The sequence below is a fragment of the Caballeronia sp. LZ035 genome (assembly GCF_031451175.1).
In the GTDB taxonomy this organism is placed as follows: domain Bacteria; phylum Pseudomonadota; class Gammaproteobacteria; order Burkholderiales; family Burkholderiaceae; genus Caballeronia.
The window spans coordinates 75,620-100,392 of record NZ_JARUXS010000001.1 but is presented as its reverse complement, the minus strand read 5'-3'; the positions used below and the strand labels follow the sequence as shown (position 1 = coordinate 100,392).

Sequence of the window (24,773 nt, the reverse complement as noted above, 5' to 3'; positions counted from 1 at the left end):
GGCGGACGCACTGCTTGTGCCGTACGCGTTGTTCGTGCCCTGTGAACTCGACAGCATCGCCGCCGGCGCATCACGCTATCGCTGCCGGCGCTCGGCACCGTGGACGCGGAACTGGTGCTGACCGGCGAGAAGCTGGTTGCGCGCATCAAGGCGGGCGACGCGGGCGCGCGCCGGCTCGCCACCGACGGTCCCGCCTTCGCGCGCCAACTGGAGGCTGCGGGGCTGGCGCTGGCGTCGTTGTCGGTCCGTTCGATGGACGGCTCTACCGATCTCGCGATTTCCGGCGAGCCGCACGACAAGAAGCCGGTCAAGTCGCCGCTCGAACATCTCTTGCGTCCGGCGGCGGGCGAGGGAGGCGCGGCATGAACCAGAACCAGTCCGGGCCGCCGCCATATACCCGCATGCAGGCTACGGCGCTCGCCTACGAGGCGGGCAACCGCGACGCGACGCCGCGCGTGGTTGCGAAGGGCTACGGCATGGTCGCCGAGATGATCGTGCAGCGCGCGAAGGAAGCGGGTCTGTATGTGCACGAGTCGCCGGAAATGGTGTCGCTGCTGATGCAGGTCGATCTCGACGCGCACATCCCACCCGCGCTATATCACGCGGTCGCGGAACTGTTGTCGTGGGTGTATCGGCTGGAAAACGAAGAGCCGCTGCGCGAAGCAGGGCGTGCGCTTCGCTGATTGTTTATCGCTGTCCCTTGCGGGCCACAAAGGCGCGGTTTCCGAGCGCGGCGTGATCTAAACGCGCCGGCTGCGTGCCGAAACCGCCCTGTGTCACCCCGCGCGTCGCCGAGGACGCGTCTCAAAGCAGGGTGCGTTTCGCTAATTCTTCCCCGCCGACGCTTTCAGGCCGCGATGTCCCGGTTCACAAGCGCGGCGTGATCGAAGCGCGCCAGCAGTCTGCCGTAGTCCCGCCCTGTCTCGCCCCGCGCCTCGCCGAGACGCGTCTCAAAGCGCGGCGCGTGCTTCGCTGATTCTGTACCGCCGACGCCCGTCAGACCGCAAAGGCCCGGTTTACGAGCGCGACATGATCTAAACGCGCCGGCTGCGTGCCGAAACCGCCCCGTCTCGCCCCGCGCGTCGCCGAGGACGCGTCTCGACGCGCGGCGCGTGCCTCGCTGATTCAGTACCGCCGACGCCCGTCAGGCCGCAAAGGCCCGGTTCACGAGCGCGACGTGATCGAAGCGCGCCGGCAGCGTGCCGTAGACCCGCCCCGTCTCGCCCCGTGCCTCGCCAAGACGCGTCTCGATGAACGCGTCAGCCACTTCCTGCGGCGCATGCCGCGCCAGCAACACACCCTGCGCGCACAGCGCCAACTGCTGCGCGATGCGCCGCGCCGATGCCTCGCGCGCAGCCGGATCGCCCGTCAACAGCTTCATCAACGACGCCAGCGCGCCCGCCAGCGCCGGATGCGCGCCGGCCGTCGCCGTCCAGTCGGCGAGCAGCGCGTGCGCGGCATCCTGTTCGCGCTCGAACGCGCGCAGCACGTCGAGGCACATCACGTTACCCGAGCCTTCCCAGATCGAGTTGACCGGCGCCTCGCGGTAGAAGCGCGCCATCGGCCCGGTTTCGACGTAACCGTTGCCGCCCCAGACTTCCATCGCCTCGCCGGTGAATTCGAGCGCGCGCTTGCACACCCAGAACTTCGCCGCCGGCGTCACGATGCGCCGCCACGCACGCGCTTGCGCCGATCCGCCCGGCGCCGCGCTGTCCTCGAACGCGCCCGCGAGGCGCATGAACAACACCGTGGCCGCCTCGGATTCGAGCGCGAGGTCGGCGAGGACGTTGCGCATCAGCGGCTGATCGACGAGCGGTGCGCCGAACGCGCTGCGGTGCCGCGCATGGTGGATCGCCTGCACGAGCGCCGCGCGCATCAGCGCCGCGCTGCCGATCACGCAATCGAGGCGCGTAAAGTTCGCCATCTCGATGATGGTAGGCACGCCGCGTCCTTCCTCGCCGATCATCACGCCGTAGGCATCGCGGAACTCGACTTCGCTGCTCGCATTCGAGCGGTTGCCGAGCTTGTCCTTCAGGCGCTGGACCTCGACCGCGTTCTTGCGGCCATCCGGCTGGAAGCGCGGCACGTAGAAGCACGACAGGCCGCCCTGCTCTTCCGTGCGCGCGAGCACGAGATGGGCGTCGCATTGCGGCGCGGAGAAGAACCATTTGTGCCCGATCAGCCGATACGCACCGCCGCGTCCCGGCACGCCCAGCGCATGCGCGCGCGTGCGGTTGCTGCGCACGTCCGAGCCGCCCTGTTTCTCGGTCATGCCCATGCCGATCATCATCGAATGCTTGCCGGCTTCGAGCGGAATGTCGCGCGGATCGTGCTCGCGCGACAGCAGCGGCCGGACAAGCCGCGCGTACAGGTCGGGCTCGTTGCGCAAGACCGGAATGCTGGCGAAGGTCATCGTGATCGGGCACAGGGAGCCCGATTCCAGCTGACCATGCAGGAAATAAGCGGCGCAACGGGCGGCCATCGACCCCGGGCGCGCGGACGGCTCGAACGGCATCGCGTGCGCGCCTGCCCGCCGCAGACGCCGCAAGAGTTCGTGCCAGGCCGGATGGAACTCCAGCGCGTCGATGCGTTGGCCGCGCGGGCTGTGGGTCGAGAGCGCCGGTTCGTGCCGGTTGGCCAGCTCCGCCAGCGCGACGACATCCGACTGCGTCAGCGCCATGCCGTCGCTCGAGAGCGCCTCGGCGTGCCATTGCGCGCCCTCGCGGCCGAGCGCCGCGACGAGCGCGTGATCGAAGGCGAACGCGTCATAGCCGACGAGCGGCTCGACCTGATTGGTGACTTCGTGGGTCTGGTGGAACGGCAGAGCGGCGCTATCGGATGAAGCGGGCGAAGTCGCGGACATCTACGGTCTCCTTCTGGCGCGGCGCGCACCGGGCGGGCCGCGCCGGTTGTCAGTGGGGCAGGCGCGGCCCCGCTCGACGGATATTCAACAAATCATAGGCTCTGCAGGCTCGCCACGCGCCGCTATTCGGCCGGCTTGCGGCGGCGTCAGCGGGAAAAGCCGTCGGCCATGAAGTCCTGGCATACCGCCGCGCACGTTCAGCCCGCGCCGCTATTCGGCCGGCTTGCGGCGGCGCCCGCGAGAGAAGCCGTCGGCCATGAAGTCCTGGTACAGGCCGCGCAGCTTCACCGCGCGCCGCTATTCGGCCGGCTTGCGGCGGCGCCCGCGAGAGAAGCCGTCGGCCATGAAGTCTTGGTACAGGTCGCGCAGGTTCGCCGCGCGCCGCTATTCGGCCGGCTCGCCACGGCGCCTGCGCGAGAAGCCGTCGGCCATGAAGTCCTGGCATACCGCCGCGCACGTTCAGCCCGCGCCGCTATTCGGCCAGCTTGCGGCGGCGCCCGCGAGAGAAGCCGTCGGCCATGAAGTCGTGGCACAGGCCGCGCAGGCTCACCGTGCGCCGCTATTCGGTCGGCTTGCCACGGCGCCTGCGCGAGAACCTGTCGGCCATGAAGTCCTGGCGCAGGCCGCGCAAGTTCACCGCGCGCCGCTATTCAGCCGGCTTGCCGCGGCGTCCGCGAGAAAAGCCGTCGGCCATGAAATCCTGGTCGAGATTGGCGGGCAGCATCTCGCGCGCCACTTCAATCCACGCGCGCGCCGCATGCGACAGATAGCCGTTGCGCCGCCAGCCGAGCGCCATGTCCCAGTGGATCTCCGGCTTCACCACCGGCCGGCACGTGAATGCTTCGGCGTCCAGCCGCCGGCAATACGGCGCCGGCAGCAGCGCGATACCAATGCCAGCCTGCACCAGCGCCGAAATGAAATCCCAGTGCCCGCTGCGCCCGACGATGGTCGGCGCGAAACCCGCGTCGCGGCAAGCGGCGAGCACGACATCGTTGAGCGCGAGGCTTTCGCCATAGAACACGAACGGCTCGGCGGCGAGATCGGCGAGCGCGACTTCCTGCACGTCGTCCCAGCGCGAGCCTTTCTGCGCCACCAGCCACAGCAGCTGGCGGCTGACGGGAAGCACGTCGAACAGATCGGCATCGACGGGTTGCAGCACGCCGCCCAGTTCCAGTTCGCCGTCGAGCAGCGCCGCCTCGATCGCCTTCGAGCCGCGCTCGAACAGCTTCAGCTCGACCTTCGGATACCGTTGCCGGAACGCAGCGATGGCCGGCGTGAACAGCGATCCGCCCATCGGCGGAATGCCGATGGTCAGCGTGCCGCGACCGAAAGTGCCGAGATCGTTCAGCTCGGCCTCCAGCCGCGCGTGCGCCGCGAGCACTTCGGCGCCGCGTTGCCAGACGATTCGCCCGACATCGGTGAGCACCATCTGGCGGCCTTCGCGCAGCAACAGCGGCGAGCCGACTTCGTCCTCCAGCGCCTTCACCATCTTGCTGATGGTCGGCTGGGTCACAAACATGTGTTCGGCGGCGGCGGTGAAGCTTTTCTGCTTCACCACTTCGATGAAGTACCGCAAAGCGCGTAGTTCCATCGTCGGCTCCCGAATTCCGGATTGGAATGATTTGGATAAGGTTAAGTCATTTTTATTATGTATGGGGTGCCCATATACTCGGTCTACAGGTTAACCCTAGTTCAACGACCAAAACCCCGAGAAGACCGCCATGTCCGCCGCCCTCGCAAGCCCCGTCCAAGCCAGCAACGCCCGTGTTGCGTTCGGTCGCTTCCTGCGCGTCGCACTGCAATCGACGGCCCTGGCCGCGATCTGGGCCGCCGCGGACTTCGTCGCGCGCAAGTTGTCATTGCCGGTACCGGGCGGCGTCGTCGGGCTGGTCGCATTGCTGGCGCTGCTGTTCTGCGGTGGCATCGCGCCGCGCTGGGTCAAGGCGGGCGCCGACTGGCTGCTGGCCGACATGCTGTTGTTCTTCATCCCGGCCGCGGTCGCGGCGGTCCAGTATGGCGGCCTGTTTCTGGAAGACGGCTGGCGGCTCGCGCTGGTGGTGGTCGGCGGAACGCTGATGGTGATGGTCGCGGTCGCCTTCGCCGTGGATCGCGCCGCGCGCCTCGAACGGCGTCTTGCGTTGCGTCGCGCGCTTGTCACGCGGCACGCCGCCCGCGCCTGAACACGCCCCGAGCGCCACCATGAACCACTTCTACGACTCCCTCTTCGCTGACGGTTCCGCCCGTCTGATCGCGGCGGGCTGCCTGATTCTGACCGTGGCGCTGTACTTCGCGTCGAAGCAGCTCTACGCGCGCTTCCGGCGTCCGTGGCTCACGCCGCTGCTGGCGGTGCCCGTGGTGCTCGGGATCATCGTCGTGATGGCCCGCATTCCGTACCCCGTCTACTTCGCCGACACGCGCTGGCTCATGTGGCTGCTCGGCCCCGCCACGGTCGCCTTCGCCGTGCCGATCTACGAATACCGCACGCTCATCAAGCGGCACTGGATCTCGCTCACCGTCGGCGTGACGGTCGGCATTCTGGTGGCGGTGGGCGGCTCGCTGGCGCTGGCGAAGCTGCTGCATCTGTCGCCGGAACTGCAGCGCAGCCTCGCGACGCGCTCCGTCTCCACGCCGTTCGCATTGGCCGTTTCGGACAAGATCCACGCGCCCAAGGACCTTACCGCGCTGTTCGTGATCGCCACGGGCGTGTGCGGCATGCTGTTCGGCGAAATCGTGCTGGCGCTCGTGCCGCTGCGCACGCGGCTCGCGCGCGGCGCGCTGTTCGGCGCGGCGGCGCATGGCGTCGGCACGGCGAAGGCGCGTGAGCTCGGCAGCGAGGAAGGCGTCGTCGCGAGCCTCACGATGATGATCGCGGGCGTCGCGATGGTCCTGCTCGCGCCGCTGCTCTCCATCCTTCCTTTCTGATTCCGAAACGCCGCCGGACCGTCTCGCATCGACCCGCCAAAAACCCGCTTCGGCGCGCGGCCGTTGCGCCTTCGTCCGACGAGTCTTTGCTACAATCGGCGTTCGCTTCCGAGGAGCGTTGCGACGGGCTTTCAAAACGCCCGCCAGGCTCGGAGCATTCAATCCGGACGGTTCGAAGGCATGTGCAATGCCCCCCAAGCCCCCGCATTCGAACGGCGCTCACGTCAACATTTCTAGTCTTTTTAGAAAAGGAGGGCGTGATGAACGCCGCAGTTCTCGATTCCAAGAATTCCAAGGATTACGTCGTCGCCGACATGTCGCTGGCCGCATGGGGCCGCAAGGAACTCGACATTGCCGAGACCGAAATGCCGGGTCTCATCCAGACGCGCGAAGAGTACAAGGCGCAGCAGCCGCTGAAAGGCGCGCGCGTCGCCGGTTCGCTGCACATGACCATCCAGACGGGCGTGCTGATCGAAACGCTCACGGCACTCGGCGCGGACGTGCGCTGGGCGTCGTGCAACATCTTTTCCACGCAGGACCACGCCGCCGCCGCGATTGCCGCGGGCGGCACGCCGGTGTTCGCGTTCAAGGGTGAATCGCTCGACGAATACTGGGAATTCTCACACCGCATCTTCGAATGGCCGAATGGCGAATTCGCCAACATGATCCTCGACGACGGCGGCGACGCCACGTTGCTGCTGATCCTCGGCGCGAAGGCTGAAAAGGACCGCTCGGTCATCAGCAAGCCGACCAACGAAGAAGAAGTCGCGCTGTACAAGTCCATCGGCAAGCATCTGGATGCGGACCCGACGTGGTATTCCACGCGCCTCTCGCACATCCAGGGCGTGACGGAAGAAACCACCACGGGCGTGCACCGCCTGTATCAGATGGAGAAGGAAGGCCGTCTGCCGTTTCCCGCCATCAACGTCAACGATTCGGTCACGAAGTCGAAGTTCGACAACCTGTATGGCTGCCGCGAGTCGCTCGTGGACGGCATCAAGCGCGCCACCGACGTGATGATCGCCGGCAAGGTCGCAGTGGTTGCGGGTTACGGCGACGTGGGCAAGGGCTGCGCGCAATCGCTGCGCGGCCTGGGCGCCACCGTGTGGGTGACGGAAATCGATCCGATCTGCGCGTTGCAGGCCGCGATGGAAGGCTACCGCGTGGTGACGATGGAATACGCCGCCGACAAGGCCGACATCTTCGTGACCGCCACCGGCAACTATCACGTGATCAACCACGATCACATGAAGGCCATGCGCAACAACGCGATCGTCTGCAACATCGGCCACTTCGATTCGGAAATCGACATTGCCTCGACGCGCCAGTACACGTGGGACAACATCAAGCCGCAGGTCGATCACATTGTCTTCCCGGACGGCAAGAAGATCATCCTGCTGGCTGAAGGCCGTCTCGTGAACCTCGGCTGCGCAACGGGCCATCCGTCGTTCGTGATGTCGAACTCGTTCACGAACCAGACGCTCGCGCAGATCGAACTGTTCTGCCAGGGCGAAAAGTACGAGAACAAGGTCTACGTGCTGCCGAAGCATCTCGACGAGAAGGTCGCGCGCCTGCATCTGGGCCGCATCGGTGCGGAACTGACCGTGCTGTCGGACGAACAGGCCGGCTATATCGGCGTCGACAAGACCGGTCCGTTCAAGCCGAACCACTACCGCTATTAACCGCGGGCGGCGACCCACGTCCGCACGGATGCCCACGCATTCGTGCGGCGCCCGCGACCTGACGCATCAACCGGAGATTCATCGATGACCGTGCTGCTGACATGGCTGATCAACGCGCTCGCGCTTTTGATCATCACCTATCTCGTGCCGTCGATTCATATTCGCAGTTTCGGCACGGCGCTCATCATCGCTGTGGTGCTGGGGCTCATCAACGCCATCCTGCGCCCCGTCCTCATCCTCCTCACCCTGCCGGTCACGATCATCACGCTCGGTCTCTTCATCCTCGTGGTGAATGCACTGTGCTTCTGGTTGTGCTCGTCACTGCTGAAGGGCTTTGAGGTCTCGGGGTTCTGGTCCGCGTTCTTCGGCTCGATCCTGTACAGCATCGTGTCCTGGCTGTTGTCGGCGCTGATTTTCGGCAACCGCAACTTCGGTTGAGTCAGATCGTCCCTGCGTCGCCGCCGCTCGATCCCTTCTCATCATGAAACCGATCGAACTTTCATTCGAGTTTTTCCCGCCGAAGACGCAAGAAGGCGTGGACAAGCTGCGCGCCACCCGCGCCGAACTGAAGACGCTCTCGCCCAAGTTCGTCTCCGTGACCTTCGGCGCGGGCGGCTCCACGCAGCAAGGCACGCTCGATACCGTGCTCGAGATGGCCGCGGAAGGCTTCGAAGCCGCACCGCATCTGTCGTGCATCGGCTCCTCGAAAGAGAACCTGCGCGCGATCCTTTCGAACTATCGCGGACACGGTATCCGCCATATCGTCGCGCTGCGCGGCGATTTGCCTTCGGGCATGGGCGAAGTCGGCGAGTTGCGCTATGCGTCGGAACTCGTGGCGTTCATTCGCCAGGAGCACGGCGACTGGTTCAACATCGAGGTGGCCGCGTATCCGGAATTCCATCCGCAATCGAAGTCGCCGCGCGCCGACCTCGAGAACTTCGCCCGCAAGGTGAAGGCGGGCGCGAATTCCGCAATCACGCAGTACTTCTTCAACGCGGACTCGTATTTCAGGTTCCTCGAGGAAGCACACAAGCTGGGCGTGGACGTACCGGTCGTGCCGGGCATCATGCCGATCACCAACTTCTCGCAACTGATGCGCTTCTCCGACATGTGCGGCGCCGAAGTGCCGAAGTGGGTCGCGCGCCGGCTCGAAAGCTTCGGCGACGACCGCGAGTCGATCCGCGCCTTCGGCGTGGATGTGGTGACGGGCCTGTGCCGGCGTCTCATCGACGGCGGCGCGCCCGGCCTGCACTTCTACACGCTGAACGGCGCGTGGGCCGCGAAGACGGTCTGCGAGCGGCTCGGCTTCAAGAGCGCCTGAGCTTTCTTCTGCTCTGACCGCGCGGCGTCCGTCGCGCGGTTCTTTCCCTTCCCTTACGAATTTCCTCTTTGCGCATGGATGCGCCAAGGTCTATTACTTGCGCGTATGGTCGATAACCTGCCCTTATCGACCCGTCATCGGCGACAAACTCTAGTGGGGAAAACCAACTACGCAAGCCACTTTTGTTCGTGCTACGGTAGCGCCCGCATTCGCGCAAACGCTACAAAAAGCGTACGACGCGATCCGATACACTCGCGCTACGCCGGGATGAAAGCCGGCATCGACCTGGAGGAAAACATGAACAAAAACAGCCTGTTGCGAGCGGTCCGCGGACCTGCGCTCGCAGGCGCCATCGCTACGGCAACGCTGTTCGCGGCCACCGTCGCGCACGCCGCGCTTCCCAACAAGACGCTGGTGTACTGCTCGGAAGGCAGCCCCGCCGGCTTCGATCCCGCCCAATACACCACCGGCACCGACTTCACCGCGAACACCTTCACCGTGTACAACCGCCTGGTTGAATTCGAGCGCGGCGGCACGAAGGTCGAGCCAGGTCTCGCCGAGAAATGGGATGTATCGCCGGACGGCCTGACCTACACGTTCCATCTGCGTCACGGCGTGAAGTTCCAGACGACGTCGTTCTTCAAGCCCACGCGCGAATTCAACGCGGACGACGTGATCTTCACGTTCAACCGCATGCTCGATCCGAACAATCCGTTCCGCAAGGCGTACAACGTCCAGTTCCCGTACTTCACCGACCTCGGCATGGACAAGCTGATTTCGAAGATCGAGAAGGTGGATCCGTACACCGTGAAGTTCACGCTGAAGGAAGTCAGCGCGCCGTTCATCCAGAACATGGCGATGGAATACGCATCGATCCTGTCCGCCGAATACACGGACAAGCTGCTGAAGGACGGCAAGGCCGCCGACATCAACCAGCAGCCGGTCGGCACGGGCCCGTTCATCTTCCGCAGCTACACGAAGGACGCGACCATCCGCTTCGACGGCAACCCGGATTACTGGAAGCCGAACGCGGTGCAGATCTCGAAGCTGATCTTCTCGATCACGCCGGACGCCGCCGTGCGCGTGCAGAAGCTGAAGAGCAACGAATGCCAGGTGATGAGCTATCCGCGTCCGGGCGACATCGCGGCGCTGAAGTCGGCGTCGAATGTCGATTCGCCGTCGCAGGCGGGCTTCAACGAAGGTTACGTGGCGTACAACGTGACCAAGAAGGGCCTCGACAACACCGACGTGCGCCGTGCGCTCGACATGGCGATCAACAAGAAGGCGATCATCGATTCCGTGTATCAGGGCGCGGGCCAGCCGGCCACCGCACCGATGCCGCCCACGCAGTGGTCCTATGACAAGAACCTGAAGGGCCAGGCGTACGACACCGCGAAGGCGAAGGCGCTGCTGGCCAAGGCAGGCTTCCCGAACGGCATGGAGATCACGCTGTGGGCGATGCCCGTGCAGCGCGCTTACAACCCGAACGCGCGTCTGATGGCGGAGATGATCCAGGCCGACTGGGCCAAGATCGGCGTGAAGGCGAACATCGTGTCGTACGAGTGGGGCGAGTATCTGAAGCGCGCGCACGCGGGCGAGCATGATGCGCTGCTGATCGGCTGGACCGGTGACAACGGCGATCCCGACAACTGGCTCGGCACGCTGCTTGGCTGCGATGCGGTCAAGGGCAGCAACTTCTCGAAGTGGTGCTACAAGCCGTTCGACGATCTCGTCGTGAAGGGCCGCTCGACCACCGACGTCGCCGCGCGCACCAAGGCGTACACCGATGCCCAGCAGATCTTCGCGCAGCAGCTGCCGTTCTCGCCGATCGCGCACTCGACGGTCTATCAGCCCGTCAGCAAGAAGGTGACGAACATGAAGATCGAGCCGCTTGGCTACGTGCGCTTCGATGGCGTCGGCATGCAATAAGTTTCGCCGCAAGTCTTTGCAGCGGAACGCTTTTTGCACTAAATAACAAGTACAAGGTCCGGCGGCGCGGGTCCACGAGATCCAAGCCGCCGGATACGTTTTTGTCCCCTCAAGACCGAAAAGGGCGATCATGTTCCGATTCGTTTTGCGACGCATAGGCATGGTGATACCGACGTTCATCGGCATCACGATTCTCGCGTTCGCGCTGATCCACCTGATTCCGGGCGATCCCATCGAAGTAATGATGGGCGAGCGCGGCGTGGACCCGGCCATGCACGCCGCAGCCATGAAGCGCCTGGGCCTCGACCAGCCGCTTCCGCTTCAATACCTCACCTATGTCGGGCATGCGCTCAAGGGCGATCTCGGCACCTCGATCATCACCAACACCAGTGTGATGGGCGAGTTCCTCGCACGCTTTCCGGCCACGGTCGAACTGTCCATCTGCGCGATGATCTTCGCGCTCGTCGTCGGCTTGCCGGCGGGCGTCGCGGCGGCGCTGAAACGCGGCACGGTCGTCGATCACGGCGTGATGGGCACCGCGCTCACCGGCTATTCGATGCCGATCTTCTGGTGGGGCTTGATCCTCATCATGTTCTTTTCGGCGAAGCTCGGCTGGACGCCGGTGTCGGGCCGCATCGCGGTGGAATACGACATTCCGCATGTGACCGGCTTCATGCTGATCGACGCGCTGTTCTCGACCGACGAAGGCGCGTTCACCTCGGCGTTGAGCCATCTGATCCTGCCGACCATCGTGCTCGGCACGATTCCGCTGGCGGTCATCGCACGCATGACGCGCTCGTCGATGCTCGAAGTGCTGCGCGAGGATTACATCCGCACCGCGCGCGCCAAGGGGCTGTCGCCGCTGCGCGTGGTCATCGTGCATGCGCTGCGCAACGCGCTGATTCCGGTCGTCACGGTGATCGGCCTGCAGGTCGGCACGCTGCTCGCGGGCGCGGTGCTGACCGAGACGCTGTTCTCGTGGCCGGGTGTCGGCAAGTGGCTCATCGACGCCATCTCGCGGCGCGACTATCCCGTCGTGCAAGGCGGCATTCTGATGATCGCGACGCTCGTGATCGTCGTGAATCTGGTCGTGGATCTGCTGTACGGCGTGTTGAATCCGCGCATTCGCCATACGAGGTAATCACGACACGATCATGGCTGACATCCAAAACAATCTCCCCCCGCAAGCGATCACGCCGCCGCCTTCCGGCCGCATGGTTGCCGCCCGCGAATTCTGGGCCAATTTCTCGCGCAATCGCGGCGCCGTGGTCGCGGGCCTGATCGTGCTGCTGCTGATCCTGGTCGCGCTGTTCGCACCGCTGATCGCGCCGCATAGCCCGATCGAGCAATATCGCGACTACGTGAAGATCCCGCCCGCCTGGCTCGAAGGCGGCAACCGCATGTTCCCGCTCGGCACCGACGAAGCCGGCCGCGACATCCTCTCGCGTCTCATGTATGGCGCACGGCTGTCATTCTGGATCGGCTTCGTGTCCGTGGTGCTCGCGCTGATTCCGGGCATCGTGCTCGGTCTCATGGCCGCGTTCTTCCACTGGCTCGACACCCCGATCATGCGCGTCATGGACGTGCTGCTCGCGCTGCCCTCGCTGCTGCTGGCGGTCGCGGTCGTGGCGATCATCGGGCCGGGACTCGTCAACACGATGCTCGCCATTGCGATCGTCGCGCTGCCGGGCTATGTGCGTCTCACGCGCGCTTCCGCGCTCGGCGAGTTGCAGAAGGAATACGTGACGGCTTCGCGTGTGGCCGGCGCAGGCACCGTGCGCCTGATGTTCTCGCAAGTGCTGCCGAACTGCGCGGCGCCGCTGATCGTGCAGGCCACGCTCGGTTTCTCGTCCGCCATTCTCGATGCCGCCGCGCTCGGCTTTCTCGGCCTCGGCGTGCAGCCGCCGGCGGCGGAGTGGGGCGCGATGCTCGCCTCGGCGCGCGACTACATCGAAAGCGCGTGGTGGATCGTCACCATGCCGGGCCTCTCGATCCTGATCTCGGTGCTCGTCATCAATCTCCTCGGCGACGGGCTGCGAGATGCGCTCGATCCGAAACTGAAGCGGATGGGCTGACGACATGAATGATCTTTTGACTATCCGCAATCTGCAGGTGACGTTCGGCGGCACGCAGGCCGTCGATCGCATCGACCTGTCGGTGAAACCCGGTGAAGTCGTGGGCGTGGTCGGCGAATCCGGTTCGGGAAAAAGCGTCACGATGATGGCGCTGATGGGCCTCATCGACGCACCCGGCAAGGTCAGCGCCGACCAGGTCACCTTCGACGGCAAGGACTTGCTGAAGGCCTCGGCGCGCGAGCGTCGCAGGATCATCGGCAAGGACATCGCGATGGTGTTCCAGGACGCGCTGACAAGCCTGAACCCGAGCTACACCGTCGGCTATCAGATCAAGGAAGTGCTGAAGCTGCACGAAGGCCTGCGCGGCGACGCGCTGCACAAGCGCGCGGTCGAACTGCTCGACCAGGTCGGCATTCCCGATGCGAAGAGCCGCATTGAATCGTTCCCGCACCAGATGTCGGGCGGCATGAACCAGCGCGTGATGATCGCGATGGCGGTGGCGTGCAATCCCAAGCTGCTGATCGCCGACGAGCCCACTACCGCGCTCGACGTGACCATCCAGGCGCAGATCATGGAACTGCTCGTGCGCCTGCAGAAGGAGCGCGGCATGGCGCTGGTGCTGATCTCGCACGATCTGGCCGTGGTCTCCGAAGTGGCGCAACGCGTGGCGGTGATGTACGCGGGCGAGATCATCGAAACGAATCACGTGCCGACGATCTTCAGCGAGCCGCATCACCCCTACACCGAAGCGCTGCTCGCCGCGATTCCCGAGCATAGCCGCGGCGCTGCACGGCTTGCCGCGCTGCCGGGCATGGTGCCGGGCAAGGACGACCGCCCGAGCGGCTGTCTGTTCGCGCCGCGCTGCAAGTATGCGGTCGAGGCATGCTGGAAGGGCCGGCCAGACCTGTTCCCGCTCGACCGCAACGATCCGGCGGTGCGCGCGCGCTGCATCAAGCCATTGAACATCGACGTAGTGGTGGAAGGAGGCGCGCGATGAACGCCGTACCCAAGCAGCTTAAGCAGGACATCGTGCTGGCCGCCGACCAGCTCGCGAAGCATTACGACGTGAAGCGCAGCGCGTTCCAGCACGGCACGGTGAAGGCGCTGAACGGCGTGTCGTTCGAGCTGAAGCGCGGGCATACGCTCGCGGTCGTCGGCGAATCGGGCTGCGGCAAGTCGACGCTCGCCCGTCAGCTGACGATGATCGAAACGCCGACCTCGGGCCGCCTGCTGATCGAAGGCGATGATGTCGCCGGGGCGAGCAAGGCGAAGATCGCCGAGTTGCGGCAACGCATCCAGATGGTGTTCCAGAATCCGTTTGCGTCGCTGAATCCGCGCAAGACCGTCGAGCAGACGCTCGGCGAACCGCTCGCGATCAACACGAAGCTCAGCGCCACCGAACGCGCCGAGCGCATCGCCCACATGATGCGCACGGTCGGGCTGCGTCCGGAGCATGCGACGCGCTATCCGCACATGTTCTCCGGCGGACAGCGCCAGCGCGTGGCGATCGCGCGCGCGATGATCCTCGATCCGCAGATCGTCGTCGCGGACGAGCCGGTGTCCGCGCTCGATGTCTCCATCCAGGCGCAGATTCTCAATCTGTTCATGGACCTGCAGGAACAGTTCGGCACGAGCTATGTGTTCATCTCGCACAATCTCTCGGTGGTCGAGCACATTGCCGACGACGTGATGGTGATGTACTTCGGCGGCATCGCCGAACTCGGCGACAAGGAGACCATCTTCGCCCGGCCGCGTCATCCGTACACGCGCGCGCTGATGTCCGCCACGCCCGCGCTGTTCGAAGAGGACCGGCGCATCAAGATCAAGCTGCAGGGCGAAATGCCTTCGCCGCTCAATCCGCCATCGGGTTGCACGTTCCATCAGCGCTGCCCGTATGCGATCGATCGCTGCCGCGCCGAGGAGCCGACGCTGCGCGTAGTGGACGGGCGCCAGGTGTCGTGTCATCGCGCGGAGGAAGTCGGCGAAGGCGAGGACTGATTTCCTCTTCGGATCGACCCGGCTTCATGCAGACGAATGGACGGGCCGACACACGAATGTTTTAAGATGGCGGTCGTGCCGGATTCACTCGACAAGTCGCGCTTCTTCCGCGCGGCGTTCGCCCATGCGACAGCCCTTGCGCTGTCGCTCGTGCTGTTTACGGCGGGCATCTGCGTGGCGCCCGACAGTTTTGCCGTCGTTGGTTCGCGCACGCCGCAGGCCGCCGGCGACGCCGGACCGGCCGCCGCGCCTCCCCGGCCTGCACCCCCGCCGCGGACTGATCGCTCGAACGGCACCACGGCAAGCGGCCCGGTCCGCGCGCAACCGCCGCGCATGCCGTTCTATGTCGCCACCAAGGGCGCCACGACCATCTACGTGCTCGGCACGCTGCACGTCGGTTTCCCGAACGACTATCCGCCCGAGCAACCGTTTCGCGCACGCATACTCGCCGCGCTCGAAGCGTCGCCTACGCTGGCGCTCGAAATTTCCCCCGACGACCTCCTGCTGTCCCAGGACGATGTGAACCGCTACGGCATGTGCCGCAGCGAGTGCCTGCTCGACTATCTGCCCGACCCGATGTGGCAACAGGTCGAGACGCGCATGCGTTCGCATCCGGAAGCGCTGAAGCAGTTGCGGCACACGCGGCCATGGCTGGCGTCGATGCTGATCGAAACCTACGACACGCTCAAGGCCGGCTTCGACAGCGAGTACGGCACCGAGGCGCAATTGCAGAACGTCTATCTGCGGGCGCGCGGGAAGATTGTCGGGCTGGAGAGCTTGAACGAACAGATTTCCACCTTCACGCGGCTGACGTCGGCGCAGCAGCGCGAGATGCTCGGACAGGATCTGGTGCAGACGCCGGCCGAGAACATCGCGGATGTGAAGGAATTGCACCGGCTGTGGCGCATTGGCGATGCGGACGCGCTCAAGGCCTGGGACGATGCGAAGTCGAGCAAGCTGGCCAGGAACCGGTCGCTGGCCGCCCAGGTCGACAATCGCGTGGTGTATGAGCGCAACCGGCGCTTCGTGCAGCGCATGGTGCAGATGGCGGCGCCGGATAAACCCGTGTTCGTCGCGATCGGCGCGCTGCATCTGGGTGGGCCGCGAGGCGTGCTCGAACTGTTGCGCAAGCGCGGGTTCGTGGTGGATCCGGCGTGAGCGCGCGCGCTCACGCTTTGACCGAAGCGATGCTCAGATGAACATCAGCCAGTTCAGCAGGAAGATGTTCGCGATCAATAGCGTCAGCGCGGTCGGCACCTGCACCTTGATGACCGCGTTCTTGTCGGGCAACTCCAGCAAGGCCGAAGGCACGATGTTGAAGTTCGCGGCCATCGGCGTCATCAGCGTGCCGCAGTAGCCGGAAAACATGCCGATGGCGGCCATCGTCGCGGGATTGCCATGGAACACGCCGACCAGGATCGGCACGCCGACACCGCCCGTCATCACCGGAAACGCCGCGAAGCCATTGCCCATGACCATCGTGAACAGCGCCATGCCGATCACGTACACCGCCACCGCGACGAAGCGGTAGTCCATGTTCACGTAGGCCGTCGTCACGTGCGCGACGGCCTTGCCCACGCCCGCATCCGAGAACACCAGCCCGAGCATGCCGAGCATCTGCGGCAGCACGGCGGCCCACGACAGCGCATCGATCAGGCGGCGCGTCTCGCGCATCGACTGGCCGACGGTATCGCGCGTCATCACGCAGGCAATGGCGAGCGCGATCACGCAGCCGACGCCGAAGCCAATCAGCGTCACGTTCTTCAGTTCGATCAGCGGCGTGCCGCCGAACACCAGATATTTCGCGCCGAGCGTGAGGACGACGGTCACGACCGGAATCGTCAGCGCCGGAATGAAGAGCTTGTTGCCGAGGCGTACGGCGCTCTGGCGACGCGTTGCTTCGGAGAGCATCTTCGGTTTCGCGCCGGTCACGCCGCCGAAGCCGGCGATCAGCGCCATCGCGACCACCAGCACGCCGACGACCGTCACCGGAATCCAGTCGCCGATCAGGAAGATCAGCGCATAGATCAGCCAGAAACCGCCGGCCGTGAGCCGGCGCGGATGCGACTTGTCCGTGAGGATCATGCCCGCGACAACCACGAGCACGATGCCGACGAGATAGAACAGATAGTTGATCGTGAGCGTCATGCCTGTTCTCCGGCGACGTTGCGCGTCAGTGCGCCGAGTTCGCGCGCGAGCCTGCGGTCGAGCAGCCACAAGCGGAAACCATGGATCAGGAACGCGCAGATCGCCGTGGGAATGCCCCAGACGGCGACGTGCATCGGCTCGACCACGATGCCCGCTTCCTTCAGGAAGGTGGTCATCAGCACGATCGCGCCGAACGCCACGAAGATGTCCTCGCCAAAGAACAGGCCGACGTTGTCCGTGGCCGCCGAGTAGGCGCGCAGCTTGTGGCGCACCGCATCGGACAGCTTGCCGTAGCGCGCTTCGGTGGCGCCTTCGGCCATCGGCGCGAGCAGCGGACGCACCATCTGCGGATGGCCGCCGAGCCCGGTCAGGCCGACCGCCGCCGTGATTTCGCGCACGAACAGATAGACGATCAAAAGGCGTCCGGCCGTCGCCGCCTTGATGCTGGAGATCCACATCTGCGCGCGTTCGCGCAGGCCGTGGCGCTCCAGCAGCCCGATCACCGCGAGCGGCAACAGGATGATGAGCGGAATGTTGCGGGTCTTGAGAAAGCCGCTGCCGATCGCGGTCAGGATTTTCTCGACCGGGAAGTGCGCCGCCAGGCCGGTGATGATCGCGGCGGCGGCGACGATCAGCATCGGATTGAAGCGCAGGACGAAGCCCACGATGATGACGGCCACGCCAATGAGCGGCCATAGGTTGACGGCGGTGTTGACTGCGGTTGCCATGAGTTCTCCAAACGGATCAAGCGTCACGCCTCGAACCGGGCGCGTGGTTATGCTTCTTGTGGTTGTGCTGCTGGCGACTGCGCGGCTCTTCGGCCGCTCGCTGACGCGCCCCGGTTGCGCGGAGCGCGGGATTGCTCAGTGAAAAGGCGTCATTCGGCGTGCGCCGCGCGGACCTCGATACCCGCATCGGCGAGCGCGCCGCGGATCCGGCGCGCGAACGCCAGCGCGTGCGCGCCGTCGCCATGCAGGCAGATGGTTTGCGCGTTGAGCGGCACCCATTCGCCCGACACGGCCTGCACGCGCTGTTCGCGGACCATCGCGAGGGTGCGGTCGAGCACGATGTTTTCATCGTCGAGCAACGCGCCCGGCTCCTTGCGCGGCACGAGCGAGCCGTCCGCCCGGTAGCCGCGGTCCGCGAACACTTCCTCGATCGCGTTCAGCCCCGCGCGCCGCGCCGCTTCCACCAGCCCGCTGTTGGCGAGCCCGAACACGAGCAGTGACGGGTCGAAGTCGCGCACCGCGGAGACGATCGCATCGGCGATTTCGGTGCTCCTGGCCGCCTGGTTGTAGAGCGCGCCATGCGGCTTCACGTGCGCGATGCGCCCGCCTTCCGCCTGCGCAATCGCCGACAGCGCGCCCAGCTGGTAGAGCACGCCGGCGTAGATTTCCTCGGGCGGCAGGTCCATTTCCTTGCGGCCGAAGTTCTCGGGATCGTTGAAGCTCGGATGCGCGCCGATGGCCACGCGTTTCTCGACGGCCCAGCGCACGCAGTCGCGCATCGCGGTGGCGCCGCCGGCGTGCCAGCCGCACGCGATGTTGGCGGAACTGACGAGGTCGAGCAGTGCTTCGTCGGTGCCGCAGCCTTCGCCGAGATCGGCATTGAGATCGATTTCCATGATGTTTCGTGCAGTCGTTACGTTAAGTATTGAAGGTTGGGGGCGACGTGGCGCACGGTGTCCGGCGCGGCCGTCATGCGCCTGCGCGCGCGATGCGCTCTTCGTGCATGGCAATCGCCGTTTCCACCTGGCTCAAGTACTGGCGTTCCTCCGCGAGCGCATGGCGCGCCTCTTCCACGGAGGTCTCGATGAAGCGCACGCCGCCGTTCAGCCGCACCTGCGCGAGCTTCCACACATCCGCGCGGATGACCGCGCCGATCTTTGGATAACCGCCGGTGGTCTGGGCGTCGCCCATCAGGATGATGGGCTGGCCGTTCGGCGGCACCTGGATCGTGCCGGGCAACACCGCGTGCGACAGCAGTTCCACCTTGCGGGTCCGTTCGAGCGCCGTGCCCGCCAGTCGGAAGCCCATGCGGTTGCTGTTCGGCGTGATGGTCCATTCCTCATTCCAGAAGGCCTGCTGGGCGGCTTCGCCGAAGCTGTCGTATTCGGGGCCGCGCAGCACGCGCACCGGCACTGCCCACGCCAGACCCGGCGCGTGACGGCCGCGCCGCACGGGTTCGTCGACCAGCACGAACTTGCACCACGCCGGCGCCTTCACGCCGAACGCGGGCTCCTCCGGCGAGAACGCCATGCCCTTGTGCGGCTGCGGCACGCCGACGGGCAGACGGTCGCCGTCGCGCAATGAGCGGCCGCCGAGGCCGCCGAAACAGGCGCCGAGATCGGTGGACCGCGAACCGAGCATCGGCAGCACGTCGATGCCGCCCGCGATGCACACATAACAGCGCATGCCGCGCTTGGCCGCGCGCAGCGTCAGTTCCTGGCCCGCGCGGACCGGCAGGCTCCACCAGGAATAGACCGGCCTGTCGTCGAGCGTGGCGCCGAAGTCGGTTCCCGCGATGGCGATGCGCGTCGCATGCTTGAAACGCAGCACGGTCGGCCCGAAGGTGACTTCGATGCCCGCCGCGTCCGGCCGGTTGCCGACGATGCGGTTGCCCACTTCGAGCGACAGCGCGTCGAGCGCGCCGCCCGAGCTCACGCCCAGATGGCGATAGCCAGGGCGGCCGAGATCCTGTACCGAGCTGAGCACGCCCGCGCGAATCACGTCGATCATGCGCGCACCTCCAGCGCCGTGAAGCGCACGCGGTCGCCGGGCTGCATCAGCGTCGGCGGGTTTCTGGCCGGATCGAACAGCTTGAGTTCGGTGCGGCCGAGCAACTGCCAGCCGCCCGGCGACACCGCCGGATAAATGCCCGTCTGCGCCCCGCCGATACCCACCGACCCCGCCGGCACCTCGAGACGCGGCTCGGCGCGGCGCGGCATGTGCAGCGCGGGATCGAGGCCACCCAGGTAGGCGAAGCCCGGCTGGAAGCCCAGGAAGAACACGATGTATTCGGCCTGCGTGTGACGCTTCACGACTTCATCGACTGACAGCCCCACATGCCGCGCCAGCTCGACGAGGTCCGGGCCGTCTGCACCGCCGTAGCGCACCGGAATCTCGATCTCGGCGCTCTCCGTGTCGGTGGCCTGGACGGCATCCCAGCCGCTCTCCAGCTGCGCCGCGAGCGTTTCGTAGTCCGCCTCCAGCGGGTCGAACACGATGGTCAGGTTGTTCATGCCCGGCACCACTTCGAAGACGTGCGGCATCAGGCGGGCGTGTTCCGCCAGCGCCCAGACGCGGCGTTGGCAATCGAGCGTGGCGGGCGGCGCGGTGTCGAGCACCAGCGCGGAATCGCCGAGCGGATGAATACTTGGTTTGGTCATGCCTTGAATTCGCGGTTTCGCGACGAGAAAAAGTGCCGGTCGGGCGCTCATCGCATCGTCGCAGAATGGTACATTGTCAATAAATTATCAAGAAATTATCAATACAGGTTTTCGCCGAGGCGCGCGGTACGCTGGTAAAAAGTCCCTGCGCTACACTCCAACGCACACTAATAACGGGCAAATGCCATGCCGCGCCATCCCACCAAGATCGTCTCTTCCGAACATCTCGTGTCCGAAACCAGCGCGGAACTATCGGAGTTCGAGTACGGGCTCATCATGGCGGGAAACGCGTTCAATCGCTGGATGGTGCGCTGCATGTCGGCGGCGGGCGCCAAGGACATGACGGCGGTGGAAGTGTCGCTGCTGCATCACGTGAGCCATCGCGACCGCAAGAAGAAGCTCGCCGATATCTGCTTCGTGCTGAACATCGAGGACACGCACGTCGCCACGTATGCGCTCAAGAAACTGGTCGGGCGCGGCTATGTGCAGAGCGAGAAAACCGGCAAGGAAGTGTTCTTTTCGGCCACACCGGCAGGGCGCGAATTGTGCGGGCGGTATCGCGACGTGCGCGAGGCGTGTCTGATCGAGACGCTGCGCGAGAGCGGGCTCACTAACGAGCAGATCGGCGAAGCTGCGCAGCTGATGCGCAATGCTTCCGGCTTGTATGACACCGCTGCACGCGCGGCGGCGTCGCTGTAAACCGGGAGAGCGCCCGAGTCAGGCTTCCGTGACGATTGCGTCCAGCGGCAGGTCGTGCGCTTCACGCGGCAGTGCGTCGCAGCGGCATGCCTCGAACGCGATGCCCAGCGTGACCGGCCGTCGCGCACCCGGCCACGCGGCCAGCGTGCGGTCGTAATAGCCGCCGCCATATCCCAGCCGATAGCCATCCGCGTCGAAACCCACGCACGGAATCAGCAGCAGGTCCGGCACCACGACGCGTGCTTCGGCGGGTACCGGAATCCGGTAGCGGCCTTCCTTCATGGGTGCATCGGCGCGCCAGGCGTGAAAGACCATCGGCGCACGCGGCTCGACGACCACCGGCAGCGCCGCCTCGCGCGACGCGTCTTCAGCGAGCCAGCGCGTGATGACGTCGCGGGCGTCGAATTCGCCCGCCACCGGCCAGTAGAAGCCGACGCACTGCGCCGCGTGGCGCTCGAGGGCCTCGCGCAGGCGTGTTGCCAAGGCGGTATGCAGGGCACCGTATCCCGGCTGTTCGGCCAGCGCTTCACGACGTTCGAGCAGGGTCGCGCGCAGAGCGCTCTTGGACACACACTTAGGCACAGTTTCAGGTACGTTTTCACGCCCCTGTTGCGATGTCGCGCAAACGTTGCGTGATATGCTTTCTTCCGACCCCAGGACTCGCTTCAAGACCATTCGCGCTCCAGAAATAAAGATGTCAAAACGCCTCAACCGAGTATATCCCGCGGTCTGCGCAGCCCTTGCCGCGGTTTCCCTCGTCGCCTGCGGTACGGCCTCCGCCGTCCGTCCCGACGCCGATTTCACCCCCGGTTCCGACGACCGCATCTTCATGCAGTTGCGCGACGCCGCGCGCGCGAACGACGCCGGCAAAGCCGCCGCGCTCGCTGCGCAGATTCCGTCCTATCCGGCGCCGAGTTATCTCGAATACTTCACGCTCAAGCCGCAATTGTTCGACTCGCAGGGCCACGCGCGCCTCGACGCGCCGGATGCGCCCGTGCTGTCGTTCCTGCAGCGCTATGACGGCCAGGCTATCGCGGACCGCATGCGCAACGACTATCTGGTGGTGCTCGGCAGCCGCCACGACTGGAAGAACTTCGACCAGCAATACGCGCGCTTCGTGCTCAACGACGACACGCAGGTCAAGTGCTACGCGCTGGAGGCGCGCCTGTCGCGCGGGGAAAACGTCGCGGATGCCGCGCGCGCGTTGCTCGTCGAGCCAAAGTGGTATGGCGACGGCTGTGTCGATTTGATCGGCGCGCTGGCCGAGTCCGGGCAGTTCACGAGCGATGACATCTGGCAGCAGATCCGCCTCGCCTACGAACAGAACTACACGGGCACGGGCGCCAATATCGTCGAGACGCTGGGTCAGGAGAAGCCGAAAGACTCGCTGCTGGACGACGCCGTCAGCAAGCCGCCCATTTACCTTGCGCGCGGCGTGATGCCCAATACCCCGGCGCATCAGCTCACGCTGCTCGCCATCACGCGCATGGCCCGCAACGACCCGGCCATGGCGGCGGCCACGTTCAGCTCCGTCGCGCCGAGCCTGACGCCTACGGAGCGCGCCATCGGCTGGGGCACGATCGGCTATCAGGCGGCAGTCAAGCGCATGCCGTCGGCGGCGGACTGGTACCGGCTCTCGGCCAACGCGCAGTTGTCGAACCCGGCGTACGAGTGGCGCACGCGCAGTGCCTTGCTCGCCGGCGACTGGAACATGGTGCGCTGGTCCATCGAGCAGATGCCGCCCGGCTTGCGCAGCCAGCCGTCGTGGGTCTACTGGCATGCGCGCGCCGTCAAGCAGGCGGGCGACACGGCCACGGCGAACCAGGAATTCCAGAGCATCGCGGACCAGTTCAACTTCTATGGCCAGCTCGCGCTCGAAGAACTGGGACAGAAGATCACCGTGCCGCCGCGCACCACCGTGACCGACGAGGAAATTGCGCAAATGCAGTCGGTGCCGGGTTTCGCGCTGGCGCAACGGTTCTACGCGCTGAACATGCGGCTCGAAGGCAATCGCGAATGGAACTGGCCGCTGCGCACGATGACGGACCGCCAGTTGCTCGCCGCCGCGCAATATGCGAAGCGCATCGAACTGCTCGACCGCACCGTGAACACCGCCGACAAAACCAAGGCCGAGCACGATTTCTCGCTGCGCTATCTGTCGCCGTATCGGGATATCGTCGAGCGCGACGCGCAGAACACCGGTCTCGACGTCGAGTGGGCATACGGGCTGATCCGCCAGGAATCGCGCTTCATCATCAACGCGCGCTCGGAAGTGGGCGCGGGCGGCCTGATGCAGCTGATGCCGGGCACGGCGCAGCTTGTCGCGAAGAAGATCGGGATGGGTCCGGTCTCGCGGGCGCAAATGAACGAGATCAACACCAACATCCTGCTCGGCACGAATTACCTGTCGATGATCTACAATCAATTCGACAACTCGCCTGTGCTCGCCACCGCCGGCTATAACGCCGGGCCGGGCAGGCCGCGCCAGTGGCGGCAGGACTTGCGGGCGCCCGTGGAGGGCGCGGTTTTTGCTGAAACCATCCCGTTCACCGAGACTCGCGATTACGTGAAGAACGTGCTGTCGAACACCGTGTACTATGCCGCGCTGTTCGAAGGCCGTCCGCAGTCCTTGAAGGCGCGTCTGGGCTACATCGCTCCCTGACGGCGTCCCCAGGCGAAACCTCACGCCCGCGTGTCCTGGAAAGGATTCGCGGGCGCTGTCTTTCTCGCCTCGGCGTTTTTAAGACACGTCCGTCCAGCCACGACCCAAGAGGCGAGCCATGCGACACCAACACATAGCGTTGATCGGCGGATCGGGATTCATCGGCAGCCATCTCGTCAATGCACTCGTCGATCTCGGCAAGAACGTGCGCGTGGCCACGCGCCGTCGCGCCAGCGCCGCGCATCTGACGCTGCTGCCCATCGACGTGATCGAAACCGATGTCCACGATCCCGTGCAACTCGCGGCGTTCATCGACCAGTGCGACGCGGTGATCAATCTCGTCGGCGTGTTGCAGGGCCGGCGCGGCGATCCGTACGGGCCGGAGTTCGCGAAGGCGCACGTCGAGTTGCCGCGCAAGATCGCGGCGGCGTGCGCGGCGAAGGGCGTGAGGCGGCTGCTGCACATGAGCGCGCTCGGCGCCCATGTCGACGGCCCCAGCATGTATCTGCGCTCGAAAGGCGAGGGCGAAAAGATCGTGCGCGAATCCGGACTCGACTGGACCGTATTCCGCAGTTCGGTGGTGTTCGGCCCCGAGGACAATCTGCTCAACCAGTTCGCGTTCCTCGAACGCATGTTTCCGGTGATTCCGCTCGCATGCGCCGACGCGCAGTTCCAGCCGGTCTTCGTCGGCGACGTGGCGAAGGCCATGGTCAATGTGCTCGATCTCGACGCCGCCGGCCATCAGGTCTATGAGCTAGCGGGCCCCAGCGTCTACACGCTCGCGGAACTGGTGCGCTTCGCGGGCAAGACCATCGGCAAGCATTCGCGCATCATCAAGCTGCCGGAGACGCTTGGCCGTTTGCAGGCGATGACCATGGAAATGGCGCCCGGCGAGCCGCTCATTTCGCGCGACAATCTCGACTCGATGAAAACGCCGAACATCGCCAGCAAGCCGCTTGCGCCCGAACTCGGCATCGACGAACCCGCGAGCATCGAGGCCATTGCGCCGCTGTACCTGACCGGCAATGGCTCACGCTCGCGTTTCGACGCCTTCCGCGCCACCGCGCACCGCTGAACTCCTACTTT

The 24,773-nt window shown here is 65.5% G+C and carries 24 protein-coding genes and 1 riboswitch; of the genes, 16 read left to right on the top strand and 8 right to left on the bottom strand.

Annotated elements, in window-relative coordinates:
* The first annotated feature begins 69 nt into the window (after positions 1–69).
* Positions 70–366, top strand: coding sequence for a flagellar hook-length control protein FliK (locus QCE88_RS00500; RefSeq protein ID WP_309903292.1), 297 nt, complete (start codon positions 70–72; stop codon positions 364–366).
* Positions 363–683 carry an EscU/YscU/HrcU family type III secretion system export apparatus switch protein gene (locus QCE88_RS00495; protein WP_309931289.1) on the top strand — a complete coding sequence of 107 codons (321 nt, stop codon included), beginning with the start codon at positions 363–365 and terminating at the stop codon, positions 681–683. Before QCE88_RS00500 ends, QCE88_RS00495 begins: the two co-directional genes overlap by 4 nt.
* 461 nt (positions 684–1,144) lie before the next feature.
* On the opposite strand, the gene QCE88_RS00490 is transcribed toward QCE88_RS00495, so the two are convergent.
* Together QCE88_RS00490 and QCE88_RS00485 are read right to left on the bottom strand one after the other, a co-directional pair.
* Positions 1,145–2,863, bottom strand: coding sequence for an isovaleryl-CoA dehydrogenase (locus QCE88_RS00490; RefSeq protein ID WP_309898237.1), 1,719 nt, complete (start codon positions 2,861–2,863; stop codon positions 1,145–1,147).
* 646 nt (positions 2,864–3,509) lie between these two features.
* Entirely contained in the window at positions 3,510–4,454 is a 945-nt protein-coding gene (locus tag QCE88_RS00485) for a LysR substrate-binding domain-containing protein (RefSeq protein WP_309898235.1), read from the bottom strand.
* A gap of 130 nt (positions 4,455–4,584) precedes the next feature.
* Between QCE88_RS00485 and QCE88_RS00480 the strand changes: the two genes are divergently transcribed.
* The 11 genes from QCE88_RS00480 (at position 4,585) to QCE88_RS00430 (ending at position 15,948) form a co-directional block, all read left to right on the top strand.
* Positions 4,585–5,043 (top strand): CidA/LrgA family protein, encoded by a 459-nt coding sequence (locus QCE88_RS00480; RefSeq protein WP_309898233.1) that lies wholly within the window; start codon positions 4,585–4,587, stop codon positions 5,041–5,043.
* A 19-nt stretch (positions 5,044–5,062) separates the two neighbouring features.
* A complete protein-coding gene (locus QCE88_RS00475) occupies positions 5,063–5,785 on the top strand; it encodes an LrgB family protein (protein WP_309898231.1) in 723 nt (240 codons plus the stop codon).
* A 103-nt stretch (positions 5,786–5,888) separates the two neighbouring features.
* Positions 5,889–6,013: riboswitch (S-adenosyl-L-homocysteine riboswitch) on the top strand.
* A gap of 32 nt (positions 6,014–6,045) precedes the next feature.
* Positions 6,046–7,467 carry an adenosylhomocysteinase gene (gene ahcY / locus QCE88_RS00470; protein ID WP_309898229.1) on the top strand — a complete coding sequence of 474 codons (1,422 nt, stop codon included), beginning with the start codon at positions 6,046–6,048 and terminating at the stop codon, positions 7,465–7,467.
* 84 nt (positions 7,468–7,551) lie between these two features.
* Positions 7,552–7,905: a phage holin family protein gene (locus tag QCE88_RS00465; protein ID WP_309898227.1), complete on the top strand. Its 354-nt coding sequence runs from the start codon at positions 7,552–7,554 to the stop codon at positions 7,903–7,905.
* Positions 7,906–7,948: 43 nt separating this feature from the next.
* Entirely contained in the window at positions 7,949–8,788 is an 840-nt protein-coding gene (metF, locus tag QCE88_RS00460; RefSeq protein WP_309829497.1) for a methylenetetrahydrofolate reductase [NAD(P)H], read from the top strand.
* A gap of 297 nt (positions 8,789–9,085) precedes the next feature.
* Positions 9,086–10,717, top strand: a complete 1,632-nt coding sequence (locus QCE88_RS00455) for an ABC transporter substrate-binding protein (RefSeq protein ID WP_309898224.1) — start codon at positions 9,086–9,088, stop codon at positions 10,715–10,717.
* A gap of 130 nt (positions 10,718–10,847) precedes the next feature.
* Positions 10,848–11,858 carry an ABC transporter permease subunit gene (locus tag QCE88_RS00450; protein ID WP_309898222.1) on the top strand — a complete coding sequence of 337 codons (1,011 nt, stop codon included), beginning with the start codon at positions 10,848–10,850 and terminating at the stop codon, positions 11,856–11,858.
* A gap of 13 nt (positions 11,859–11,871) precedes the next feature.
* Positions 11,872–12,792 carry an ABC transporter permease subunit gene (locus QCE88_RS00445; RefSeq protein ID WP_309898221.1) on the top strand — a complete coding sequence of 307 codons (921 nt, stop codon included), beginning with the start codon at positions 11,872–11,874 and terminating at the stop codon, positions 12,790–12,792.
* 4 nt (positions 12,793–12,796) lie between these two features.
* Positions 12,797–13,789, top strand: coding sequence for an ABC transporter ATP-binding protein (locus QCE88_RS00440; protein WP_309898219.1), 993 nt, complete (start codon positions 12,797–12,799; stop codon positions 13,787–13,789).
* Positions 13,786–14,790, top strand: a complete 1,005-nt coding sequence (locus tag QCE88_RS00435; RefSeq protein WP_309898217.1) for a peptide ABC transporter ATP-binding protein — start codon at positions 13,786–13,788, stop codon at positions 14,788–14,790. Before QCE88_RS00440 ends, QCE88_RS00435 begins: the two co-directional genes overlap by 4 nt.
* 66 nt (positions 14,791–14,856) lie before the next feature.
* A complete protein-coding gene (locus QCE88_RS00430) occupies positions 14,857–15,948 on the top strand; it encodes a TraB/GumN family protein (protein WP_309898216.1) in 1,092 nt (363 codons plus the stop codon).
* A gap of 33 nt (positions 15,949–15,981) precedes the next feature.
* Here QCE88_RS00430 and QCE88_RS00425 read toward each other — a convergent pair whose 3' ends face one another.
* From QCE88_RS00425 to pxpB, 5 genes are all read right to left on the bottom strand, one after another.
* Entirely contained in the window at positions 15,982–16,938 is a 957-nt protein-coding gene (locus QCE88_RS00425) for a DUF979 domain-containing protein (RefSeq protein ID WP_309898214.1), read from the bottom strand.
* Positions 16,935–17,666, bottom strand: a complete 732-nt coding sequence (locus tag QCE88_RS00420; RefSeq protein ID WP_309898211.1) for a DUF969 domain-containing protein — start codon at positions 17,664–17,666, stop codon at positions 16,935–16,937. Before QCE88_RS00420 ends, QCE88_RS00425 begins: the two co-directional genes overlap by 4 nt.
* A 149-nt stretch (positions 17,667–17,815) precedes the next feature.
* On the bottom strand, positions 17,816–18,562 hold the full coding sequence (gene pxpA, locus QCE88_RS00415; protein ID WP_309898209.1) for a 5-oxoprolinase subunit PxpA: 747 nt from the start codon (positions 18,560–18,562) through the stop codon (positions 17,816–17,818).
* 73 nt (positions 18,563–18,635) lie between these two features.
* Positions 18,636–19,676: a biotin-dependent carboxyltransferase family protein gene (locus QCE88_RS00410; protein ID WP_309898207.1), complete on the bottom strand. Its 1,041-nt coding sequence runs from the start codon at positions 19,674–19,676 to the stop codon at positions 18,636–18,638.
* Positions 19,673–20,326, bottom strand: coding sequence for a 5-oxoprolinase subunit PxpB (pxpB, locus tag QCE88_RS00405; protein WP_309898206.1), 654 nt, complete (start codon positions 20,324–20,326; stop codon positions 19,673–19,675). The genes QCE88_RS00410 and pxpB overlap by 4 nt, the downstream gene beginning before the upstream one ends.
* A 186-nt stretch (positions 20,327–20,512) precedes the next feature.
* On the opposite strand from pxpB, the gene QCE88_RS00400 reads away from it, so the two are divergent.
* Positions 20,513–21,025, top strand: a complete 513-nt coding sequence (locus tag QCE88_RS00400) for a winged helix DNA-binding protein (RefSeq protein WP_309898203.1) — start codon at positions 20,513–20,515, stop codon at positions 21,023–21,025.
* An 18-nt stretch (positions 21,026–21,043) separates the two neighbouring features.
* Here QCE88_RS00400 and QCE88_RS00395 read toward each other — a convergent pair whose 3' ends face one another.
* On the bottom strand, positions 21,044–21,595 hold the full coding sequence (locus tag QCE88_RS00395; protein WP_309898201.1) for a 5-formyltetrahydrofolate cyclo-ligase: 552 nt from the start codon (positions 21,593–21,595) through the stop codon (positions 21,044–21,046).
* 124 nt (positions 21,596–21,719) lie between these two features.
* Here QCE88_RS00395 and QCE88_RS00390 point away from each other — a divergent pair, with 124 nt between their 5' ends.
* Both QCE88_RS00390 and QCE88_RS00385 read left to right on the top strand, forming a co-directional pair.
* Positions 21,720–23,687 (top strand): transglycosylase SLT domain-containing protein, encoded by a 1,968-nt coding sequence (locus QCE88_RS00390; RefSeq protein ID WP_309898199.1) that lies wholly within the window; start codon positions 21,720–21,722, stop codon positions 23,685–23,687.
* A gap of 118 nt (positions 23,688–23,805) precedes the next feature.
* Positions 23,806–24,762 carry a complex I NDUFA9 subunit family protein gene (locus tag QCE88_RS00385; protein ID WP_309898197.1) on the top strand — a complete coding sequence of 319 codons (957 nt, stop codon included), beginning with the start codon at positions 23,806–23,808 and terminating at the stop codon, positions 24,760–24,762.
* Positions 24,763–24,773: the final 11 nt, after the last annotated feature.